Below are 16,158 nucleotides of genomic sequence, written 5' to 3'. Positions count from 1 at the left end.
AGGTTGTGAGGCATGCGCATCGCGACCTGGAACGTGAACTCGATCACCGCCCGTCTGCCGAGGCTCCTTGCCTGGCTGGAGAGCAGCGGCACCGATGTGCTGTGCCTCCAGGAGGCCAAGCTCGCCGAGGCGCAGTTCCCGTTCGACGAGCTGCGCGCGGCGGGCTACGAGTCGGCGGTCAACGCGACCGGCCGGTGGAACGGCGTGGCGGTGCTTTCCCGTGTAGGCCTCGAAGCCGTGGTCAAGGGCCTCCCCGGGGACCCCGGTTACGACGGCGTCCAGGAGCCCCGCGCCGTCTCGGCGACCTGCGGCCCGGTCCGCGTCTGGTCGGTGTACGTGCCCAACGGCCGCGAGGTGGACCACCCCCACTACGCGTACAAGCTCCAGTGGTTCGAGGCCCTCAAGGCGGCTGTCGCGGAGGACGCGCGGGGCAGCCGCCCGTTCGCGGTGCTCGGCGACTACAACGTGGCGCCGACGGACGACGACGTCTTCGACGTGGCCGCCTTCGAGGGCCTCACCCACGTCACCCCGGCCGAGCGCGCGGCCCTCACCGCCCTGCGCGAGGCGGGCCTGTCCGACGTGGTCCCGCGCCCCCTCAAGTACGACCACCCGTACACGTACTGGGACTACCGCCAGCTCGCCTTCCCGAAGAACCGCGGCATGCGCATCGACCTGGTCTACGGCAACGAGCCGTTCGCGAAGGCCGTCACCGACTCCTACGTCGACCGCGAGGAGCGCAAGGGCAAGGGCGCCTCGGACCACGCGCCGGTGGTCGTCGACCTGGACGTCTGACCGGGACGGCCCCGCCCGCTCAGCCCAGCGAGGCGAACCACCGTACGACGGCCCCCGTCGCCGCCTGCTGGGAGCCCAGATGGCGGGAGCCGCCGTACTCCGGAGTGCCGAGGTCGACGAGCGGTACGTCGACGCCCCGGGCGCGGAACGACGCCCGGCAGTGCTCGCTGTTGCTGTTCACGGCCTGTTCGTCGCCCTCGGCGTAGTACAGCCGCATGGGCATCTTCGGCGTCCAGCCCGTGCACACCCCGTCGGTGATCCGCAGCGCGGCGGCCAGTCCGCCCGTCGGATGGGCGATCAGTGCCCGCCCGTGCCGGGTGAGGAGCGCGTCGATCGTGGCCGGGGTCCTGGCCACGACCTCCTGCCCGGTGTGCGTGCCGTCCAGCAGGCCCTCGATCGTGCGGGAGTACGGCGCCCGGAAGACCTCGCCCGGGCTGTCGTAGACGTGGTGCAGCCGGTTGAAGGAGACCAGGGCGAGCGCGGTGTAGATCACGCCGTCCTTGGCGTCCGCCCGCCCGTCCAGCAGGGACGGGAACGCCACGTCCCGGAAGGCGTACGCGCCGCTCACCGGTGCCACCGCCGCGACCCGGAAGCGCGGATCGGCTCCCTCCTGAAGAGCCCGGGTCAGCCCGAGGGCCGCCGACGCCCCTTGAGAGAAGCCGGTGGCGAGCACCTCGTGCCCCAACTGCCGTCCCACCGTGGGCGCGAAGGAGGCCGCGGCCCGCAGCAGGTCCAGGGCGGCCGTCGTCTCCGACGGCACATCCATCCACGCCTGAGGCCCGGAGCCGAGGCCGAGCCCCAGGTAGTCCGGCAGGACGACGGCGAAGCCCGCCGACGCGTAGGTGAGGGCGGGCGCCTGCCCCCACACCTCCGTCGAGACCGAGGCGACATCGCCCTTGAAGAGTTCGGTGCCGTGCGTGAACGACACCGTCCGCAGCCGCCGCTCACCACCGCGCGGGAACGCCAGCAGCCCGCTCGCGGTGGCCGGCCGGCCCTTGGCGTCCACCGTGCGGTAGACCACGCGGTACGTGTCCACGCCGTAGCGGACGCTCCCGGTGTACCAGTCCGGGCCGTCCTCGTCGCTCCTCAACTCGGCGGTCACCTGCCGCGCGGACAGTGTCCGCAGCTGCACCACTGACACCAGCCGCCCCCGCCCCGCGTCGTGCACGGCGTGCGCCGAAGCGGCCGGAACCGCCCCCGCTCCCACGGCACCCGCGGAGACCGAACCGCTCACCACGAGGCCCGCGGTCACCGACGACATCACGATCATCCTGCCTGTCCGATTCATACTGCGACGGTACGAACAGGACATCGCGCCCACCATCCGGCCAACCCGCGCTCGGCAGAGGGGCTTTCCCCCGCTGAGGCCGGGGTGCTGACACGCCACCGGCGACGCCCTGTGGTGCGTACGGCGGTGCGAATGACACGCTGTATGTATGAACATCCCTTTCCTGGGTGACCGGGCCGAGAAGCACCGTATCCACGACGCCGAGGGCATCGCCGAGCCGCTGGCCGAGTGCGAGCTGCTCCGTTCGCACGCTGCCCGGGAAGGCATCCAACTCGACGACTCCGCAAGCTCGTTGGAGGAACTCGACCAGCTGGTGCCGCGCTGGCGCGACGACGAGGAGACCGTGTCCTGGCTCGGCAACGACGCCGGGCTGTACCTGGGCACCGTGATCGTGCGCACGGTGGAGGGCGCCGTCTGGGAGATCCGGCCGGACGGCCAGCCCGTCGTACGGCTGGACTCCGGGCGAGAGTTCGACGTCGTGGCCTCCGGTCATGAGTGGGCCGCGAGCGGTGTGCCCGAGCTCTCGCAGCTCTACGCGGAGGTCGCCGAAGAGTAAGAAGGGCGTAAATACGGCTAATGCCCGAAAAGTGCGTGTCGTGCTTTAACTCCGGTCTTGTGTGGATAGTTTGCGGCAACCACGACACAGCTGAGAGTGAGTAGGGCTGGGCATGGCCGTCGATCCGTTGATCGAACTGCGTGACGTCAACAAGTACTACGGGGAGCTGCATGTCCTCCAGGACATCAACCTCACCGTCGGCAAGGGGGAGGTGGTCGTGGTCATCGGCCCTTCGGGGTCGGGAAAGTCGACGCTGTGCCGGGCGATCAACCGGCTGGAGACCATCGAGTCCGGGACGATCGAGCTGGACGGCCGGCCGCTGCCCGAGGAGGGCAAGGCCCTCGCGAAGCTCCGCGCCGAAGTCGGCATGGTCTTCCAGTCGTTCAACCTCTTCGCCCACAAGACGGTTCTGCAGAACGTCTCGTTGGCCCAGATCAAGGTCCGCAAGCGCAGGCGGGAGGACGCCGACAAGCGGTCGATGGAACTCCTGGACCGCGTGGGACTCGCCTCGCAGGCACCCAAGTTCCCCGCGCAGCTCTCCGGCGGCCAGCAGCAGCGCGTGGCCATCGCCCGCGCCCTCGCCATGGAACCCAAGGCACTTCTCTTCGACGAGCCGACCTCGGCCCTCGACCCGGAGATGATCAACGAAGTCCTGGAAGTCATGCGGCAGTTGGCCCACGACGGCATGACCATGGTCGTCGTCACCCACGAGATGGGCTTCGCCCGCTCAGCCGCCAACCGCGTCGTGTTCATGGCCGACGGCCGCGTCATCGAGGACCGCACCCCCGAGGAGTTCTTCACCAACCCGCGCAGCGACCGGGCCAAGGACTTCCTTTCCAAGATCCTCAAGCACTGAGCGGGGGAGTGCGATCCGTGTTCCGTACGACCCGTGTGCTCCTCGTGCTGCTCCTCGCACTGATCGCGACCGCCTGCGGCAAGGAGGGCAGCCCGCCCGTGAAGGGCCCGGCCGCCGGCAAACTCCCCAACTACCAAGTGACGCAAGGCTTTCAGCTGCCCGACTCCAAGACCTGGAAGCGCGCGAAGAAGCGCGGCCACTTCGTCGTCGGCGCCAAGGAGGACCAGCCCTACCTCGGCGAGAAGGACCCCGCGACCGGCACCTACTCCGGCTTCGACATCGAGATCGCCAGGATGATGTCGGCCTCCCTCGGCTTCGCCCCGAAGACCGTCCACTTCAAGACGATCGCCTCGGCCAACCGCGAAACCGCCCTGCAGAACGGCCAGATCGACTACTACGTCGGCACCTACACCATCAACGACATGCGCAAGAAACTCGTCGGCTTCGCCGGCCCCTACTACATGGCCGGTCAGTCGCTCCTCGTGCGCAGCGACGAGCACGACATCCACGGCCCGCAGGACCTCGCCGGCAAACGCGTCTGCTCGGCGGCCGGATCGACGCCGTACCAGCGCATCAAGGACGACTACCCCAAGGCCCAACTCGTCGCCTACGACACCTACTCGGTCTGTGTCGACAACCTGCTCACCTACCAGGTCGACGCCGTCACCACCGACGACGCGATCCTCATCGGCTACGCGGCGAAGGTCCCCGACCAGCTCAAGGTCGTCGGCAAGCCCTTCTCGAAGGAGCCGTACGGCATCGGAGTCCCGCACGGCGACAACGCCCTGCGGTTCGCCCTCGACGACGCGTTGGAGGCCCGTGAGAAGAACGGCGACTGGAAGAAGGCGTACGAGGCGACGCTCGGCCTGTCCGGAGTGCCCGCGCCCACCCCGCCCGCGATCGACCGCTATCCGGCGAGCTGAGCGAGGCCGATGTGAACGTACTGACAGACAACTTCTCGACCTTCGCCGACGGCTTCCTCGGCACCGTCGAACTCACTGTCTACGCCTCGGCGTTGGCGCTCGTCCTCGGCTTCCTGATGGCCTCCTTCCGGGTCGCACCGGTCGGTTCGCTGCGCGTGTTCGGCACGGTGTGGGTGACCGTGCTGCGCAACACCCCGCTCACCCTGCTGTTCTTCGCGGTGCTGCTCGGCCTGCCGCGCTTCGGACTCGTGCTGCCCTTCAAGGTGTTCGCGGTCCTCGCGCTCGGCTGCTACACCTCGGCGTTCATCTGCGAGGCGCTGCGCTCCGGCATCAACACCGTGCCCAGGGGGCAGGGGGAGGCGGCCCGCACCCTCGGCATGACCTTCGGGCAGACCCTCGGACTGGTCGTGCTGCCGCAGGCGTTCCGCTCGGTGATCGCGCCGGTCGGCTCCACCCTCATCGCGCTCGCCAAGAACTCGGCGATCGCGGGCGCCTTCAGCGTCACCGAACTCCTGGGCACGTACCGGACGTTGAGCGAGCTCGGCTACAACATCGTCTGGACCTTCGTCTGGATCGCCCTCGGCTACCTGATCATCACCCTCGCCATCAGCGCGCTGTTCAACGTGCTGGAGAGCAAGTGGGGAGTCGCCCGATGACCACCGCCAACGCCCTCTACGACGTCCCCGGCCCCAAGACCCGCAAGCGGCACCGCCTTTACGGCATCGCGTCCACCGCCGTCATCCTCGGACTCCTCGCCTGGATCCTCTATCTCCTTTTCGACACCGACCAGTTCACCTACACGAAGTGGATGCCCTTCGAGTACAAGGGAATTCAGGAACTCCTGCTGCGCGGCCTCGGCAACACGCTCAAGGCCTTCGGGCTCGCGGCCGTACTGTCACTGGCACTCGGCACCCTGCTCGCCGTAGGACGGCTGTCGGACCACCGTCCCGTGCGCTGGCTGTCCACGCTCGTCGTGGAGTTCTTCCGCGCCATGCCCGTCCTGGTGATGATCTTCTTCATCTTCGTGGCGCTCAAGGTGCAGCCGCTCCCCGCACTGGTCGCGGGCCTCGCCCTCTACAACGGCTCGGTGCTCGCCGAGGTCTTCCGCTCCGGCGTCAACAGCGTCGAACGCGGCCAGCGGGAGGCCGCGTTCGCACTCGGCATGCGCAAGACGCAGGTCATGTCGTACGTCCTCGTACCGCAGGCCGTACGGGCCATGCTGCCCGCCATCATCAGCCAGCTGGTGGTCGCCCTGAAGGACACCTCGCTGGGCTATCTGATCACCTATGAGGAGTTTCTCCACGCCGGGAAGCTGATCGCGTCGAACCTCGACTACGATTTGCCGTTCATCCCCGTGGTGATGGTGATCTCGCCGATCTACATCGGGATGTGCATGCTGCTCTCCTGGTTCGCCGGTTGGGTGTCCCGCCGGGAGCAGCGCAGTCCCAAGACCGAGGCCGTGGACGTGGCCCCGGCCGAACCAGGGACGCTGCTGCCGCGGGTGCAGTAGTTGGAGGGCACTTGCCCGCCCGGCGGCAGCCGGAGATCACTGCTCGCGCAGCGGGATCGACACGTACGACGGGTCGTTCGCCGGCGAGGAGAAGGTCAGCTGCGCGCCGGTCGGGTTGTGCTCGATGTAGAGCGGGTCGACCGTGTCGACGACCAGGGCGAGACGATGCCCTGCCGGGACGTCGTAGGCAGTGGAGAACAACTCCAGGTCCACACCGAACGGCTGGCCGGGCGTCTGCCCGTGCCAGGTGTACGGCGCGTTGCCGACCAGCTTGCCGAGGCCGAGCGGGCCCACGTCGTAGAGGTATGCGACGAGGGTGCCGCTCTCCTTGGTGTCCGTGACCGTGGTGTGCAACCTGACCGTGCCGCGCACCTGTTGGGCGCTCGGGTACTTCTCCGACTGCCATACGGCGGCCCAGCGGCGCGGCAGCAGGGGGAGCGCGGCGACCGGGGGCACCTGCGCGACCTGGTCGAGAATGCTGGACAGGAAGACGATGCCGCCGTCCGCGCCCGAGTCGACGTTGGTGTGGATGGTGGTCGTGCCCGCGAGGTCGAGCTTCTTGCGGGTCGCGCCGACCGACTTCCAGTCCGGGTAGCTCTCGTAGCCGCCCGTGGAACGGGACTTGAGCTCCACGGGCTGCTCGCGGTCGATCCCGTTGTCCTCGCCCTTGAGGTAGTGGTCGAACCAGCGCTCGGTGTCCGTCCACACGTCGTTGGGCAGCCCGAACAGTCCGGTCAGTTCGGCGGTGGCGTGGTCGCCGGGGCGGAGTTCCAGCCGCTTTGGACCGGTCAACTCGCCGTAGAAGTCGGCTATTTGGTTGGGCGGGAAGATCGTGTCGCCCCAGGCGTTGGCGAGCATGATCGCCGCGCCGTTCCTGTTGATCCGGTCGACATAGGTCGCGGGGGAGCGCTCCTTGCCCCAGTCGATCAACTCCTGTTCCTTGGACGGGTCGGAGGCAAAGAAGTCCTTGAAGACCTGGCTCGTCTCCGCGCTCGGCCGGCCGGTGACGAGGCCGACGCCGTCCAGCAGGGCGGTCGCCTGGGAGTGTTCGGTACGGCCCGAGTAGATCGAGTCGATCAGGTCGGCCCAGCCGCTGAGTGATGCAACTGCCTTGATCCGCTTGTCGTGTGCCGCCGCGAGCAGGCTGATGCCGGCGCCGTACGACACGCCCGCCATGCCGATGTGCCCCGCGTCGGAAGGGGTGTTGGCGAGCGCCCAGTCGATCACCTTGGACGCGTCGGCCACGTCGGCCGGGCCGCCGACCTCGATCCCGCCGCCGGACTGCCAGAAGCCGCGGACGTTGTAACTCACCACGACATAGCCGGAGTTCGCGAGCTTCTCGGCCTGGGCGAGGTACTGGGCCTGGGGGAAACCCCAGCTCGTGGGCAGGACGAGGAGGGGGTAGCGGTGCGAGCCGTCGGCGTTCGCGGGCGTGACGACGTTCGCCGCGAGCTTCGTACCGCCGTCGCCCGCGATGTCGACGAAGCGGACACCGTTCGTGGCGGCCTGGGCTGCGGGGGCGAGCCCGAGGACGCCTCCGGCGACGAGAGTCGCGGAGACGGCGACCGCGGCGGTCGTACGCAGGGACTGGCGACGGTTTCGCACGGGTCACTCCTCACACGTGTCAATGCAAAGTGACCCGACGGTAACCGCAGCCCTTTACCTGAGGTAACCCGTGGGTAAGTTACGTGCCAGTAACGATTGTTGAAGTGTGTGTGACTTCAGGAGGCGCGGTGCGAACTCCGTGGTGCCGGTGCAGGCAGGGGCGTTTCCGCCGCCCGGGTCACGTCCGCCACCAGCTCCACCACATCGGGGCCGTACGCCTGCGAGTTGACCACCTTCAGCAGCAGGACGAAGGTGTTGCTCCCGTGTTTGCGGGCCAACTTCTCGTGGTTGCGGGCGAGATAGCGGCTCGCCGCCTGGTTGGTGATCGCGCGCTGGCCGCAGAAGAGGAACACCGGCCGGGCGCCGCCCAGTTGACCGGCGGTAAGCCGGGCGAGAAGCACGTACTCGCCCTTCCCCGGCTCAAGTCGGTAGCGTTCGCTGCCTATTTGGAACGCGCCCCGGTCCGGGCCCGGCTCCGGGTCGACGTTGACGCGGATGCCGGGCAGCAGGGACGCCAGATGTGCGGCCATCCGGCGGTTGGAGGCCGGGCCGCCCACGCAGAACTCGGTGCGCTCCCCGAAGCCCTGCTGGGTCGCGTCGTGCGCGACGACCTGGGCGTGCGCGTTGCAGTCCTTGATCAGGGCGGCGAGTTCGAGGAGCGCGAACACGTCGTGCCGCATCACCGTGAGTTCGGGGCCGCCCGCCTCGCGGTTGACCACGAGCAGCGACTCGGAGTTGTCGGGCAGCCCGAAGAACGCCTGCTTGCGCCGGAGTCTGCGCTTCCACAGGTAGGTGCGGGCGAGCCAGCCGAGCGCGGCACTGAGGCCGGCGGCGACCACGCCCAGAACGATGTTGCGCACGTCGTCATTCATGGGCGCGCATGTTAGCGGCCCGATGTGGCTGGTACGTACCGGTGTTCGACGTGTGACGTTCGTGTGGCGGCGGCCGGAAGCGGTCTGTCGGGGCCCGTGCCAGGTGGATACGCTGCGCGGACGGTTCTGGACTGGAGGTACGGATGCGTCGCCCTGTGGCACGGAAACTGTCGGTCCTGGCGGTCTCGGCCGCCGTGGTGTCGGTCGGGGCCGCGGCCCCACCCGCCGCGACGAGCAGCAGCACACCGACGAAGGTTCCGGTCGCCGTCGGCTACGGCGGTGCCGTGGCGAGCGTCGACGCGGACGCCACCGCCGCCGGTATCGAGGTCCTCAAGAAGGGCGGCAACGCGGTCGACGCGGCCGTCGCCACCGCCGCCGCGCTCGGCGTCACCGAGCCCTACTCCTCCGGCATCGGCGGAGGCGGCTACTTCGTCTACTACGACGCCAAGTCCCGTACGGTGCACACCATCGACGGCCGCGAGACCGCGCCGCTGACCGCCGACTCCAACCTCTTCGTGGAGAACGGCAAGGCCCTCGCCTTCGCCGACGCCGTCAGCAGCGGCCTCGGCGTCGGCACCCCGGGCACGCCCGCCACCTGGCAGACGGCGCTCGACCAGTGGGGCAGCAAGAAGCTCGCTACGGTGCTCAAGCCCGCCGAGCGGATCGCGAGCGACGGCTTCACGGTCGACGACACCTTCCGGACCCAGACGGCGGCCAACGAGACCCGCTTCCGCTACTTCCCGGACACCGCGAAGCTGTTCCTGCCGGGCGGCGCACTCCCGGTCATCGGCTCCACCTTCAAGAACCCCGAACTCTCCGCCACCTACAAGGAGTTGGGCAAGAAGGGGATCGGGGACATCTATCGCGGCGCCCTCGGCAAGGACATCCTCGCCACGGTGAACACCCCGAAGGTGGACGCGAGTTCCGGCTGGAACGCCCGCCCCGGCAAGCTGGCGGCCGAGGACCTCGCGGCCTACCGCGCCAAGCTCCAGGCGCCCACGAAGACGACGTACCGCGGACTCGGCGTCTACTCCATCGCCCCCTCCTCCTCCGGCGGCACGACCGTCGGTGAGGCCCTCAACATCCTTGAGAAGACGGACCTTTCGAAGGCGAGCGAGGTCCAGTACCTGCACCACTACATCGAGGCCAGCCGGATCGCGTTCGCGGACCGGGGGCGCTGGGTCGGCGACCCCGCCTTCGAGGACGTACCGACGAAGGAACTCCTCTCGCAGAAGTTCGCCGACTCGCGCGCCTGCCTGATCAAGGACGACGCGGTGCTCACCAGCCCGCTGGCACCCGCAGACCCGCGCAACCCGACGGCCTGCACGACTGCCGGAACGGCCGCTCCGACGACGTACGAGGGCGAGAACACCACGCACCTCACGGTCGCCGACAAGTGGGGCAACGTCGTCTCCTACACGCTCACCATCGAGCAGACCGGCGGCAGCGCGATGACCGTGCCCGGCCGCGGGTTCCTGCTCAACAACGAGCTGACCGACTTCTCGTTCACCCCGGCCAACCCGGCCGTCCACGACCCGAACCTGCCCGGCCCGGGCAAGCGCCCGCGCTCGTCCATCTCGCCGACGATCGTCCTCGACAAGCACAACAAGCCGGTCGTGGCGCTCGGTTCACCCGGTGGCGCGACCATCATCACCACCGTGCTCCAGACCCTCACCGAGTTCCTCGACCGGGGGCTGCCGCTCGTGGACGCGATCGCCGCGCCCCGCGCCAGTCAGCGCAACGCGGCCAACACGGATCTCGAACCCGCCCTCTACAACAGCGACTTGAAGACGCAACTCCAGGCCATCGGGCACTCCTTCGCCCTCAACCCGGAGATCGGCGCGGCGACGGGTGTGCAACGGCTGCCGAACGGGGAGTGGTTGGCCGCCGCCGAGAAGGTACGGCGGGGTGGTGGCTCGGCTGCGGTGGTCAATCCGGCGCCGTAGACGGTGAGTCGGAGGCGGGCGGGGGCGTATCCGTGGCGGGCGGTGTCGTGTCCGTCCGGAACGCGAGCCGCCTGTCCTCGACATCCACCGTCACCCGGCCGCCCTTCGCGATCCGGCCGTCGAGGAGCAGCCGGGACAGCTGGTTGTCGACCTCGCGCTGGATGGTGCGACGCAGCGGCCGGGCGCCGTACTCGGGCTGGAAGCCCTGCCGGGACAGCCAGTCGACGGCCGGGTCCGTGAACTCGACCGTGATGCCCTGCGCGTGCAGGAGACGGCGGGTGTGTTGCAGCAACAGCTCGGTGATCAGCCGGAGTTGCTCGGCGGTGAGCTGACGGAAGACCACGATCTCGTCGATGCGGTTGAGGAACTCGGGGCGGAAGTGCTCGCGCAGCGGGCGCAGGATCTGTTCGCGCCGGGCCTCCTCGTCCGCGTCGGCGCCGCCGGGCCCGAAGCCGATACCTGCCCCGCGCCGGGTGATCGCCTCGGAGCCGAGGTTGCTGGTCATCACGATCACCGTGTTGGTGAAGTCGACCGTACGGCCCTGGGCGTCGGTCAGCCGGCCGTCGTCCAGGACCTGGAGCAGGATGTTGAAGACGTCCGGGTGCGCCTTCTCGACCTCGTCGAGGAGGAGGAGCGAGTAGGGGTGTCGGCGTACGACCTCGGTGAGCTGACCGGCCTCCTCGTGGCCGACGTAGCCGGGCGGGGCGCCGACCAGACGGCTCACGGTGTGCCGTTCCTGGTACTCGCTCATGTCGAGGCGGACCATCCGGTCCTCGCTGCCGAACAGCGCCTCGGCGAGCGCGCGGGCAAGTTCCGTCTTGCCTACGCCTGTTGGGCCCAGGAACAGGAAACTGCCGATCGGCCGGTCCGGGCTCGCCAGTCCGGCGCGGGAGCGCAGCACCGCGTCCGACACGACCCGGACCGCCTCCTCCTGGCCGACGACCCGCCGGTGCAGATGCTCCTCCAGACCGAGCAGCCGGTCCTTCTCCTCCGCGGTGAGACTGCTCACCGGGATACCGGTCTGCCGTGACACCACCTCGGCGATCGCCTCCCCGGTGACCTCCAGGTGCTGGCCCTCGTCGCCCGTGTCCTCGCCGCCGGCCTCGGTCAGCCGTACCTTCAACTCGGCGATTCGGTCCCGGAGCTGGGTGGCCTTCTCGTAGTCCTCGTCGGCCGCCGCCTGGTCCTTGTCGCGGGAGAGCTGTTCCACCTCGCGCTCCAGGGCCCGTACGTCCGTGCCCTTCGTGCGCGCCCGCAGCCGGACCCGCGCGCCCGCCTGGTCGATCAGGTCGATCGCCTTGTCGGGCAGCCGGCGGTCGGTGAGATAGCGGTCCGACAGCTCCACGGCCGCCACCAACGCCTCGTCGGTGTACCGGACTTGGTGGTGCGCCTCGTAGCGGTCGCGCAGTCCGCGCAGGATCTCGATCGCGTCCGCGACGGTCGGCTCGGGCACCAGGATGGGCTGGAAGCGGCGGGCCAGCGCCGCGTCCTTCTCGATCCGGCGGTACTCCTCCAGCGTCGTGGCGCCCACGATGTGCAACTCGCCGCGCGCCAGGGCCGGTTTGAGGATGTTGCCGGCGTCCATCGAACCGCTCTCGCCGCCACCGCCCGCGCCGACCACGGTGTGCAACTCGTCGATGAACACGATCAGTTCGTCCGAGTGGGCGCCGATCTCGCCGACGATGTTCGTCAGCCGTTCCTCGAAGTCGCCCCGGAAACGAGTGCCCGCGACCACGCCCGTCAGGTCGAGGGCGACCACCCGCCGCCCGGTCAGCACGTCCGGGACGTCGCCGTCCGTGATGCGCTGCGCCAGCCCCTCCACGATCGCGGTCTTGCCGACACCCGCGTCGCCGATCAGCACCGGGTTGTTCTTGCCGCGCCGGGACAGCACCTCGATGGTCTGCTCGATCTCCTCGTCGCGGCCGATCACCGGGTCGATACGGCCGTGGCGGGCCAGGTCGGTGAGATCGCGGCCGTACTTGTCGAGGGTCGGGGTGCCGGTGGGGCGGGGCTGGTCGGTACGGGGCAGCGCGCCGTCCGGTGCCTCGGGCGGCAGGCCCGTGGGGGCGTAGCGGGCCGCGTTCAGGATGTGGCCCGCTGCGGAGTCCGGGTTCGCGGCGAGCGCCCCGAGCACGTGCTCGGGGCCGATGTAACCGGCGCCGCCCGCCCTCGCCAGGTCGTGGGCGTCCAAGAGGGCGCGTTTGACGGCCGGGGTGAGGGCGAGCGACGTGCCCTCCGGGGCTTGGACCGGTCCCGAGCGCGCGTCGATCTCCGCCGCGAGGGAGTCGGGGTCCGCGCCGGCGCGGGTGAGGAGACCGCGGGTCGGCTCCGCGGACAGGGCTGCGCGCAGCAGGTGCTGGGTGTCCAGGTCGTGGCTGCCGTGTTCGGCGGCGTACTGGGCTGCGCCTCGGACGAGGTCCCTGGCCGGCTGGCTGAGCAGGCGGCCTATGTCTACGTCGCGTGGACCGGGGCGGGCGGCTCCCCCCGCGGCTCCCCCGAAGAACCGGGCAAGGAAGTCTTCGAAGGGGTCGTTTTCAGGTGGTATGTAGCCATTGGTCATCAATCCACCATTGCACGGAGCGCTGCGTGAGGCATGTGCAGATGGCTTGCGGGAGCGGTGGCGCTGTGGCTGGTCGCGCCCACGCGGCGGAGCCGCAGATCGACAAGGCCCCGCGCCCCCGAAAGAGCTCAGCGTGCCGTGAGGATCCTGGGGCCGTCCTCCGTGATCGCCACCGTGTGTTCCACGTGCGCCGCCCTCGACCCGTCGTTCGTGCGGAGGGTCCAGCCGTCCGGGGCCTCGTGGTAGCCGTCCTTGCCGCTCGCGATCAGCATCGGCTCGATCGCGAGGGCCATGCCGTGGCGGAGGGGGAGGCCGCGTCCGGGGCGGCCCTCGTTCGGGACTCCCGGGTCCTCGTGCATCTGGCGGCCGATGCCGTGGCCGCCGAAGCCCTGGGGGATGCCGTAGCCGGCGCTGCGGCACACCGTGCCGATCGCGTGGGCGATGTCGCCGATTCGGTTGCCCACGACGGCCGCCGCGATGCCCGCATCGAGGGCGCGCTCGGCGGTTTCGATCAGGCGTACGTCGGCGGGGCGCGGCTTGCCGACGATGAAGCTGATCGCCGAGTCGCCGGCCCAGCCGCCCAGCTTCGCGCCGAAGTCGATCGAGACCAGGTCGCCGTCGCGCAGCCGGTAGCCGTCCGGGATGCCGTGCACGATCGCGTCGTTCACCGAGGCACAGACGACCGCCGGGAACGGGGTGGGCGCGAACGAGGGGCGGTAGCCGAGGAAGGGCGAGGTCGCGCCCGCCGCGCGCAGCACGTCGTGCGCCAACTCGTCCAGTTCCAGCAGGGATACGCCCACGTCGGCGGCGTCCCGCACGGCCGTGAGTGCGCGGGCCACGACCTGGCCCGCCTCGTACATCGCATCGATAGACGTGTCCGTCTTGAGTTCCACCATGCCAATTACTATACCGGTATTAGAATGGCGGCATGGTACGCACCCCTCTCACCCCCGAAGAGCGCGAACGAGGCGAACGGCTCGGCCGGCTGCTCCGCGAAGCCCGTGGCGGCCGGAGCATGACGGACGTGGCGGCGCACGCCGGCATCTCGGCGGAGACCCTCCGCAAGATCGAGACCGGCCGGGCTCCCACGCCGGCCTTCTTCACCGTCGCCGCACTAGCCGACGCGCTCGGGCTGTCCATGGACCAACTCGTGGTCAGATGTGCGCCGTTGGCGGCCTGAATCGAGTGGCGGACGCGGCGGATACGGTGGAATCCGACGGTGACACAGGAGGGAGGCGTAGGCTCCGAACTCTCTGCGCCCGGCTCGAAAAGCTTCCGTAGCCGCGTCGTAACACAAATGGTGTTTTCTACGGATCGGAGCATTCCGGTCTGGCGGGAGTTGGAGCATGGCTGTGGATCAACTCCCCGGACAGGTGCGGGAGTTCGCGAACTACCTCGACCGGCTTCTGGCGCGCCTCGACCAGGGCGGCGGCTGGTGCGGGGTGTTCTGGCAGCGCGATCCCGATGGTATGCAGGCCTGCCTGGGCGGGCGTGAAATACCCCCCTGGGACGTGGTGGAGGCCCTGCTCCAGGACCTCGCCGCCGAGTACGGACCCGGTGTCGCCGCCCAGGAGACGGAACGGGCCCGCGCCCTGCACGCGGCGGCGCTCACCGCGTTCGACGCCCGGCCCGGCAGCCGGGACGCCCTCGGTGACCGGCTCGACGTGATGCTCCGCGAGCAGAAGTACGCCGCCGAACGGCAGGCGGAACTGGGGCGGTTGCTCGGCGCCGCCACCACGCAGGAGGCGGCCGACGCCCTCCGCCTCGACCTCGCCTGGGCCCGCGACGACCACGAGCGCGCCACCGCCCGCTGCACCGAACTCCGCGCCCGCATCGAGGAGTTGGACAACCGCGTCCACCTCCGGGGTGGCGGGGCGGTCCACCGCGACCGGCACGGCAACGTGTTCCGGGTCGACGACACCTTCCAGGAACAGGCCCAGGACGGCCGGTCCGGCGGCGATGATCCGTACGGGGCGTACGGCAACGGCCCGGCTCCCCATCGCCTGCCCCGTCAGCGCGACACCGAACAGACCCCCGGCACCGGCCCACAGGGCGGCTACGGCGGCCCCGGCAACACCGGAGGGGCCCACGGCGGCCCCGATCCCCTGCGCCACGACGAGGGGGTCCGCGAGGCGCGCCGCGGCTACGAGGACTTCGAGCGCGCCAACCCCGGCTACGGCAGCCCGGCCCCCCTGCGGGACGACTTCCCGAGCCCCGCCGCCGCTCCCGCGCCCGGCCCCTCCGACTGGCCCGCACCCGAGGCCACGCGCTCCGCCGCCTTCGACCCCGCACAGCCCACGGCCGCCGAGCCCGCGCGGTCCACCGCCCCCGTCCCCGAAGCGGCCCCCGGCCCCAAGCAACGCAAGCGCCGCCGTGGCAGCGCCCGCTTCGCCGGCATGACCGAGGACGACGCCGCTGCCGCCGCCCCGGCCCCGGACCCCGCAGCCGCCGTACCGGAGCTGCCGGTCCCCGCGCCCGCCGCCCGCCGCACCCCGCGCGGAGCCCGCTTCGCCGGGGCCGCCCGGCCGGTCGAGCGGTCGCAGCCGAAGCGGGAGGCGCTGGACGCCGAGGCGCGGCAGGCCACCGTGGAGGCCGTGCAGCGGCTCGTGGGGCTGCGGCGGGAGGGCCGTAGCGGCGAGGCGCACGCGCTGCTCGCCGAGGCCGCGTACTGGCCCGCCGCGCGCTTCCCGCTGCTCGCGGCCGAGCTCCAGCGCGCCGGGCTCGGCGCGGACTGGGCGACGCTGCTGTGGGAGGCCGCCTCGCTGCCCGCCGACCGGCTGGTCGGCGCGGCGGACGCGCTGGTCGCGGCCGGCCGTACGGCGGACGCCGAGCAGATCCTGCGGCAGGGCGTGGCCCGCCCGGCCGAGGAGATAGGTGAGGCGGTGCTCGCGCTCGTCGCCGAGGGCCGCCGCCGTGAGATCAACGCCCTGCTCGACGCCTACGTCCGGGTCCGCACCCCCGAGGAGGCGGCCCGCAGCGTCGCGGCCGACCCCCAGCAACTCGTCCCGCTGCTGGTGGAAGCCGCCCGGGGTGTCTCGGACGAACGCCACTGGGATCTTGTCCATGCCCTCCGGGTGGCGGGTTTCACTGCCTGAGTGGCCCATCGGCTCGCCCACCGGAGTGTGAAACGCGATCGACTCCGCGGGTTAACGACGATGGTCTTGGCAAGGCTCCTCCGGAGGCTTACGTTCATCCCTCTACGGCCTTGTCTACGGGCGTAGAGGCTCTGACGTCCCCGTCGAAGGAGCAG

General features: G+C 70.3%; 14 protein-coding genes. 9 read left to right on the top strand and 5 right to left on the bottom strand.

Going from position 1 to position 16,158, the window contains the following annotated elements; translation table 11 throughout:
• Window positions 1-12: 12 nt before the first annotated feature.
• Window positions 13-792 (top strand): exodeoxyribonuclease III, encoded by a 780-nt coding sequence (locus ACFXC1_RS10190; RefSeq protein WP_381241241.1) that lies wholly within the window; start codon window positions 13-15, stop codon window positions 790-792.
• Window positions 793-811: 19 nt separating this feature from the next.
• Here ACFXC1_RS10190 and ACFXC1_RS10185 read toward each other — a convergent pair whose 3' ends face one another.
• A complete protein-coding gene (locus ACFXC1_RS10185; RefSeq protein WP_381241240.1) occupies window positions 812-2,080 on the bottom strand; it encodes a lipase in 1,269 nt (422 codons plus the stop codon).
• Between the two features lie 148 nt (window positions 2,081-2,228).
• Between ACFXC1_RS10185 and ACFXC1_RS10180 the strand changes: the two genes are divergently transcribed.
• The 5 genes from ACFXC1_RS10180 to ACFXC1_RS10160 all read left to right on the top strand — a co-directional run bounded on the left by ACFXC1_RS10180 (window position 2,229) and on the right by ACFXC1_RS10160 (window position 5,925).
• Window positions 2,229-2,636, top strand: coding sequence for a DUF6278 family protein (locus ACFXC1_RS10180; protein WP_381241239.1), 408 nt, complete (start codon window positions 2,229-2,231; stop codon window positions 2,634-2,636).
• A gap of 112 nt (window positions 2,637-2,748) precedes the next feature.
• Window positions 2,749-3,492, top strand: a complete 744-nt coding sequence (locus ACFXC1_RS10175; RefSeq protein ID WP_381241237.1) for an amino acid ABC transporter ATP-binding protein — start codon at window positions 2,749-2,751, stop codon at window positions 3,490-3,492.
• A 17-nt stretch (window positions 3,493-3,509) separates the two neighbouring features.
• A complete protein-coding gene (locus ACFXC1_RS10170; RefSeq protein WP_381241236.1) occupies window positions 3,510-4,415 on the top strand; it encodes a glutamate ABC transporter substrate-binding protein in 906 nt (301 codons plus the stop codon).
• An 11-nt stretch (window positions 4,416-4,426) separates the two neighbouring features.
• Window positions 4,427-5,071 carry an amino acid ABC transporter permease gene (locus ACFXC1_RS10165; protein WP_381241234.1) on the top strand — a complete coding sequence of 215 codons (645 nt, stop codon included), beginning with the start codon at window positions 4,427-4,429 and terminating at the stop codon, window positions 5,069-5,071.
• Window positions 5,068-5,925 (top strand): amino acid ABC transporter permease, encoded by an 858-nt coding sequence (locus tag ACFXC1_RS10160; protein ID WP_381241233.1) that lies wholly within the window; start codon window positions 5,068-5,070, stop codon window positions 5,923-5,925. The genes ACFXC1_RS10165 and ACFXC1_RS10160 overlap by 4 nt, the downstream gene beginning before the upstream one ends.
• Window positions 5,926-5,961: 36 nt before the next feature.
• Here ACFXC1_RS10160 and ACFXC1_RS10155 read toward each other — a convergent pair whose 3' ends face one another.
• Window positions 5,962-7,530 carry an alpha/beta fold hydrolase gene (locus ACFXC1_RS10155; RefSeq protein ID WP_381241232.1) on the bottom strand — a complete coding sequence of 523 codons (1,569 nt, stop codon included), beginning with the start codon at window positions 7,528-7,530 and terminating at the stop codon, window positions 5,962-5,964.
• A 116-nt stretch (window positions 7,531-7,646) separates the two neighbouring features.
• The gene (locus ACFXC1_RS10150; protein WP_381241231.1) at window positions 7,647-8,402 is read right to left on the bottom strand and encodes a hypothetical protein; all 756 of its coding nucleotides are present in this window, start codon (window positions 8,400-8,402) and stop codon (window positions 7,647-7,649) included.
• Window positions 8,403-8,545: 143 nt separating this feature from the next.
• Between ACFXC1_RS10150 and ggt the strand changes: the two genes are divergently transcribed.
• Window positions 8,546-10,348 carry a gamma-glutamyltransferase gene (ggt, locus tag ACFXC1_RS10145; protein WP_381241229.1) on the top strand — a complete coding sequence of 601 codons (1,803 nt, stop codon included), beginning with the start codon at window positions 8,546-8,548 and terminating at the stop codon, window positions 10,346-10,348.
• Here the strand turns inward: ggt and ACFXC1_RS10140 are convergent.
• Both ACFXC1_RS10140 and map read right to left on the bottom strand, forming a co-directional pair.
• Window positions 10,332-12,908, bottom strand: coding sequence for an ATP-dependent Clp protease ATP-binding subunit (locus ACFXC1_RS10140; RefSeq protein WP_381241228.1), 2,577 nt, complete (start codon window positions 12,906-12,908; stop codon window positions 10,332-10,334). The genes ggt and ACFXC1_RS10140 overlap by 17 nt on opposite strands.
• A gap of 128 nt (window positions 12,909-13,036) precedes the next feature.
• A complete protein-coding gene (gene map, locus ACFXC1_RS10135; RefSeq protein WP_381241226.1) occupies window positions 13,037-13,804 on the bottom strand; it encodes a type I methionyl aminopeptidase in 768 nt (255 codons plus the stop codon).
• A 32-nt stretch (window positions 13,805-13,836) separates the two neighbouring features.
• On the opposite strand from map, the gene ACFXC1_RS10130 reads away from it, so the two are divergent.
• A complete protein-coding gene (locus tag ACFXC1_RS10130; protein WP_019071243.1) occupies window positions 13,837-14,088 on the top strand; it encodes a helix-turn-helix domain-containing protein in 252 nt (83 codons plus the stop codon).
• Window positions 14,089-14,254: 166 nt separating this feature from the next.
• The gene (locus tag ACFXC1_RS10125; protein ID WP_381241225.1) at window positions 14,255-16,003 is read left to right on the top strand and encodes a hypothetical protein; all 1,749 of its coding nucleotides are present in this window, start codon (window positions 14,255-14,257) and stop codon (window positions 16,001-16,003) included.
• Window positions 16,004-16,158 lie beyond the last annotated feature (155 nt).

It is taken from the genome of Streptomyces hokutonensis, assembly GCF_042751305.1.
Classification (GTDB): Bacteria; Actinomycetota; Actinomycetes; order Streptomycetales; family Streptomycetaceae; genus Streptomyces; species Streptomyces hokutonensis_A.
Note: the sequence above shows the minus strand (reverse complement) of the source record. Positions and strands in the feature narration are given on the sequence as shown.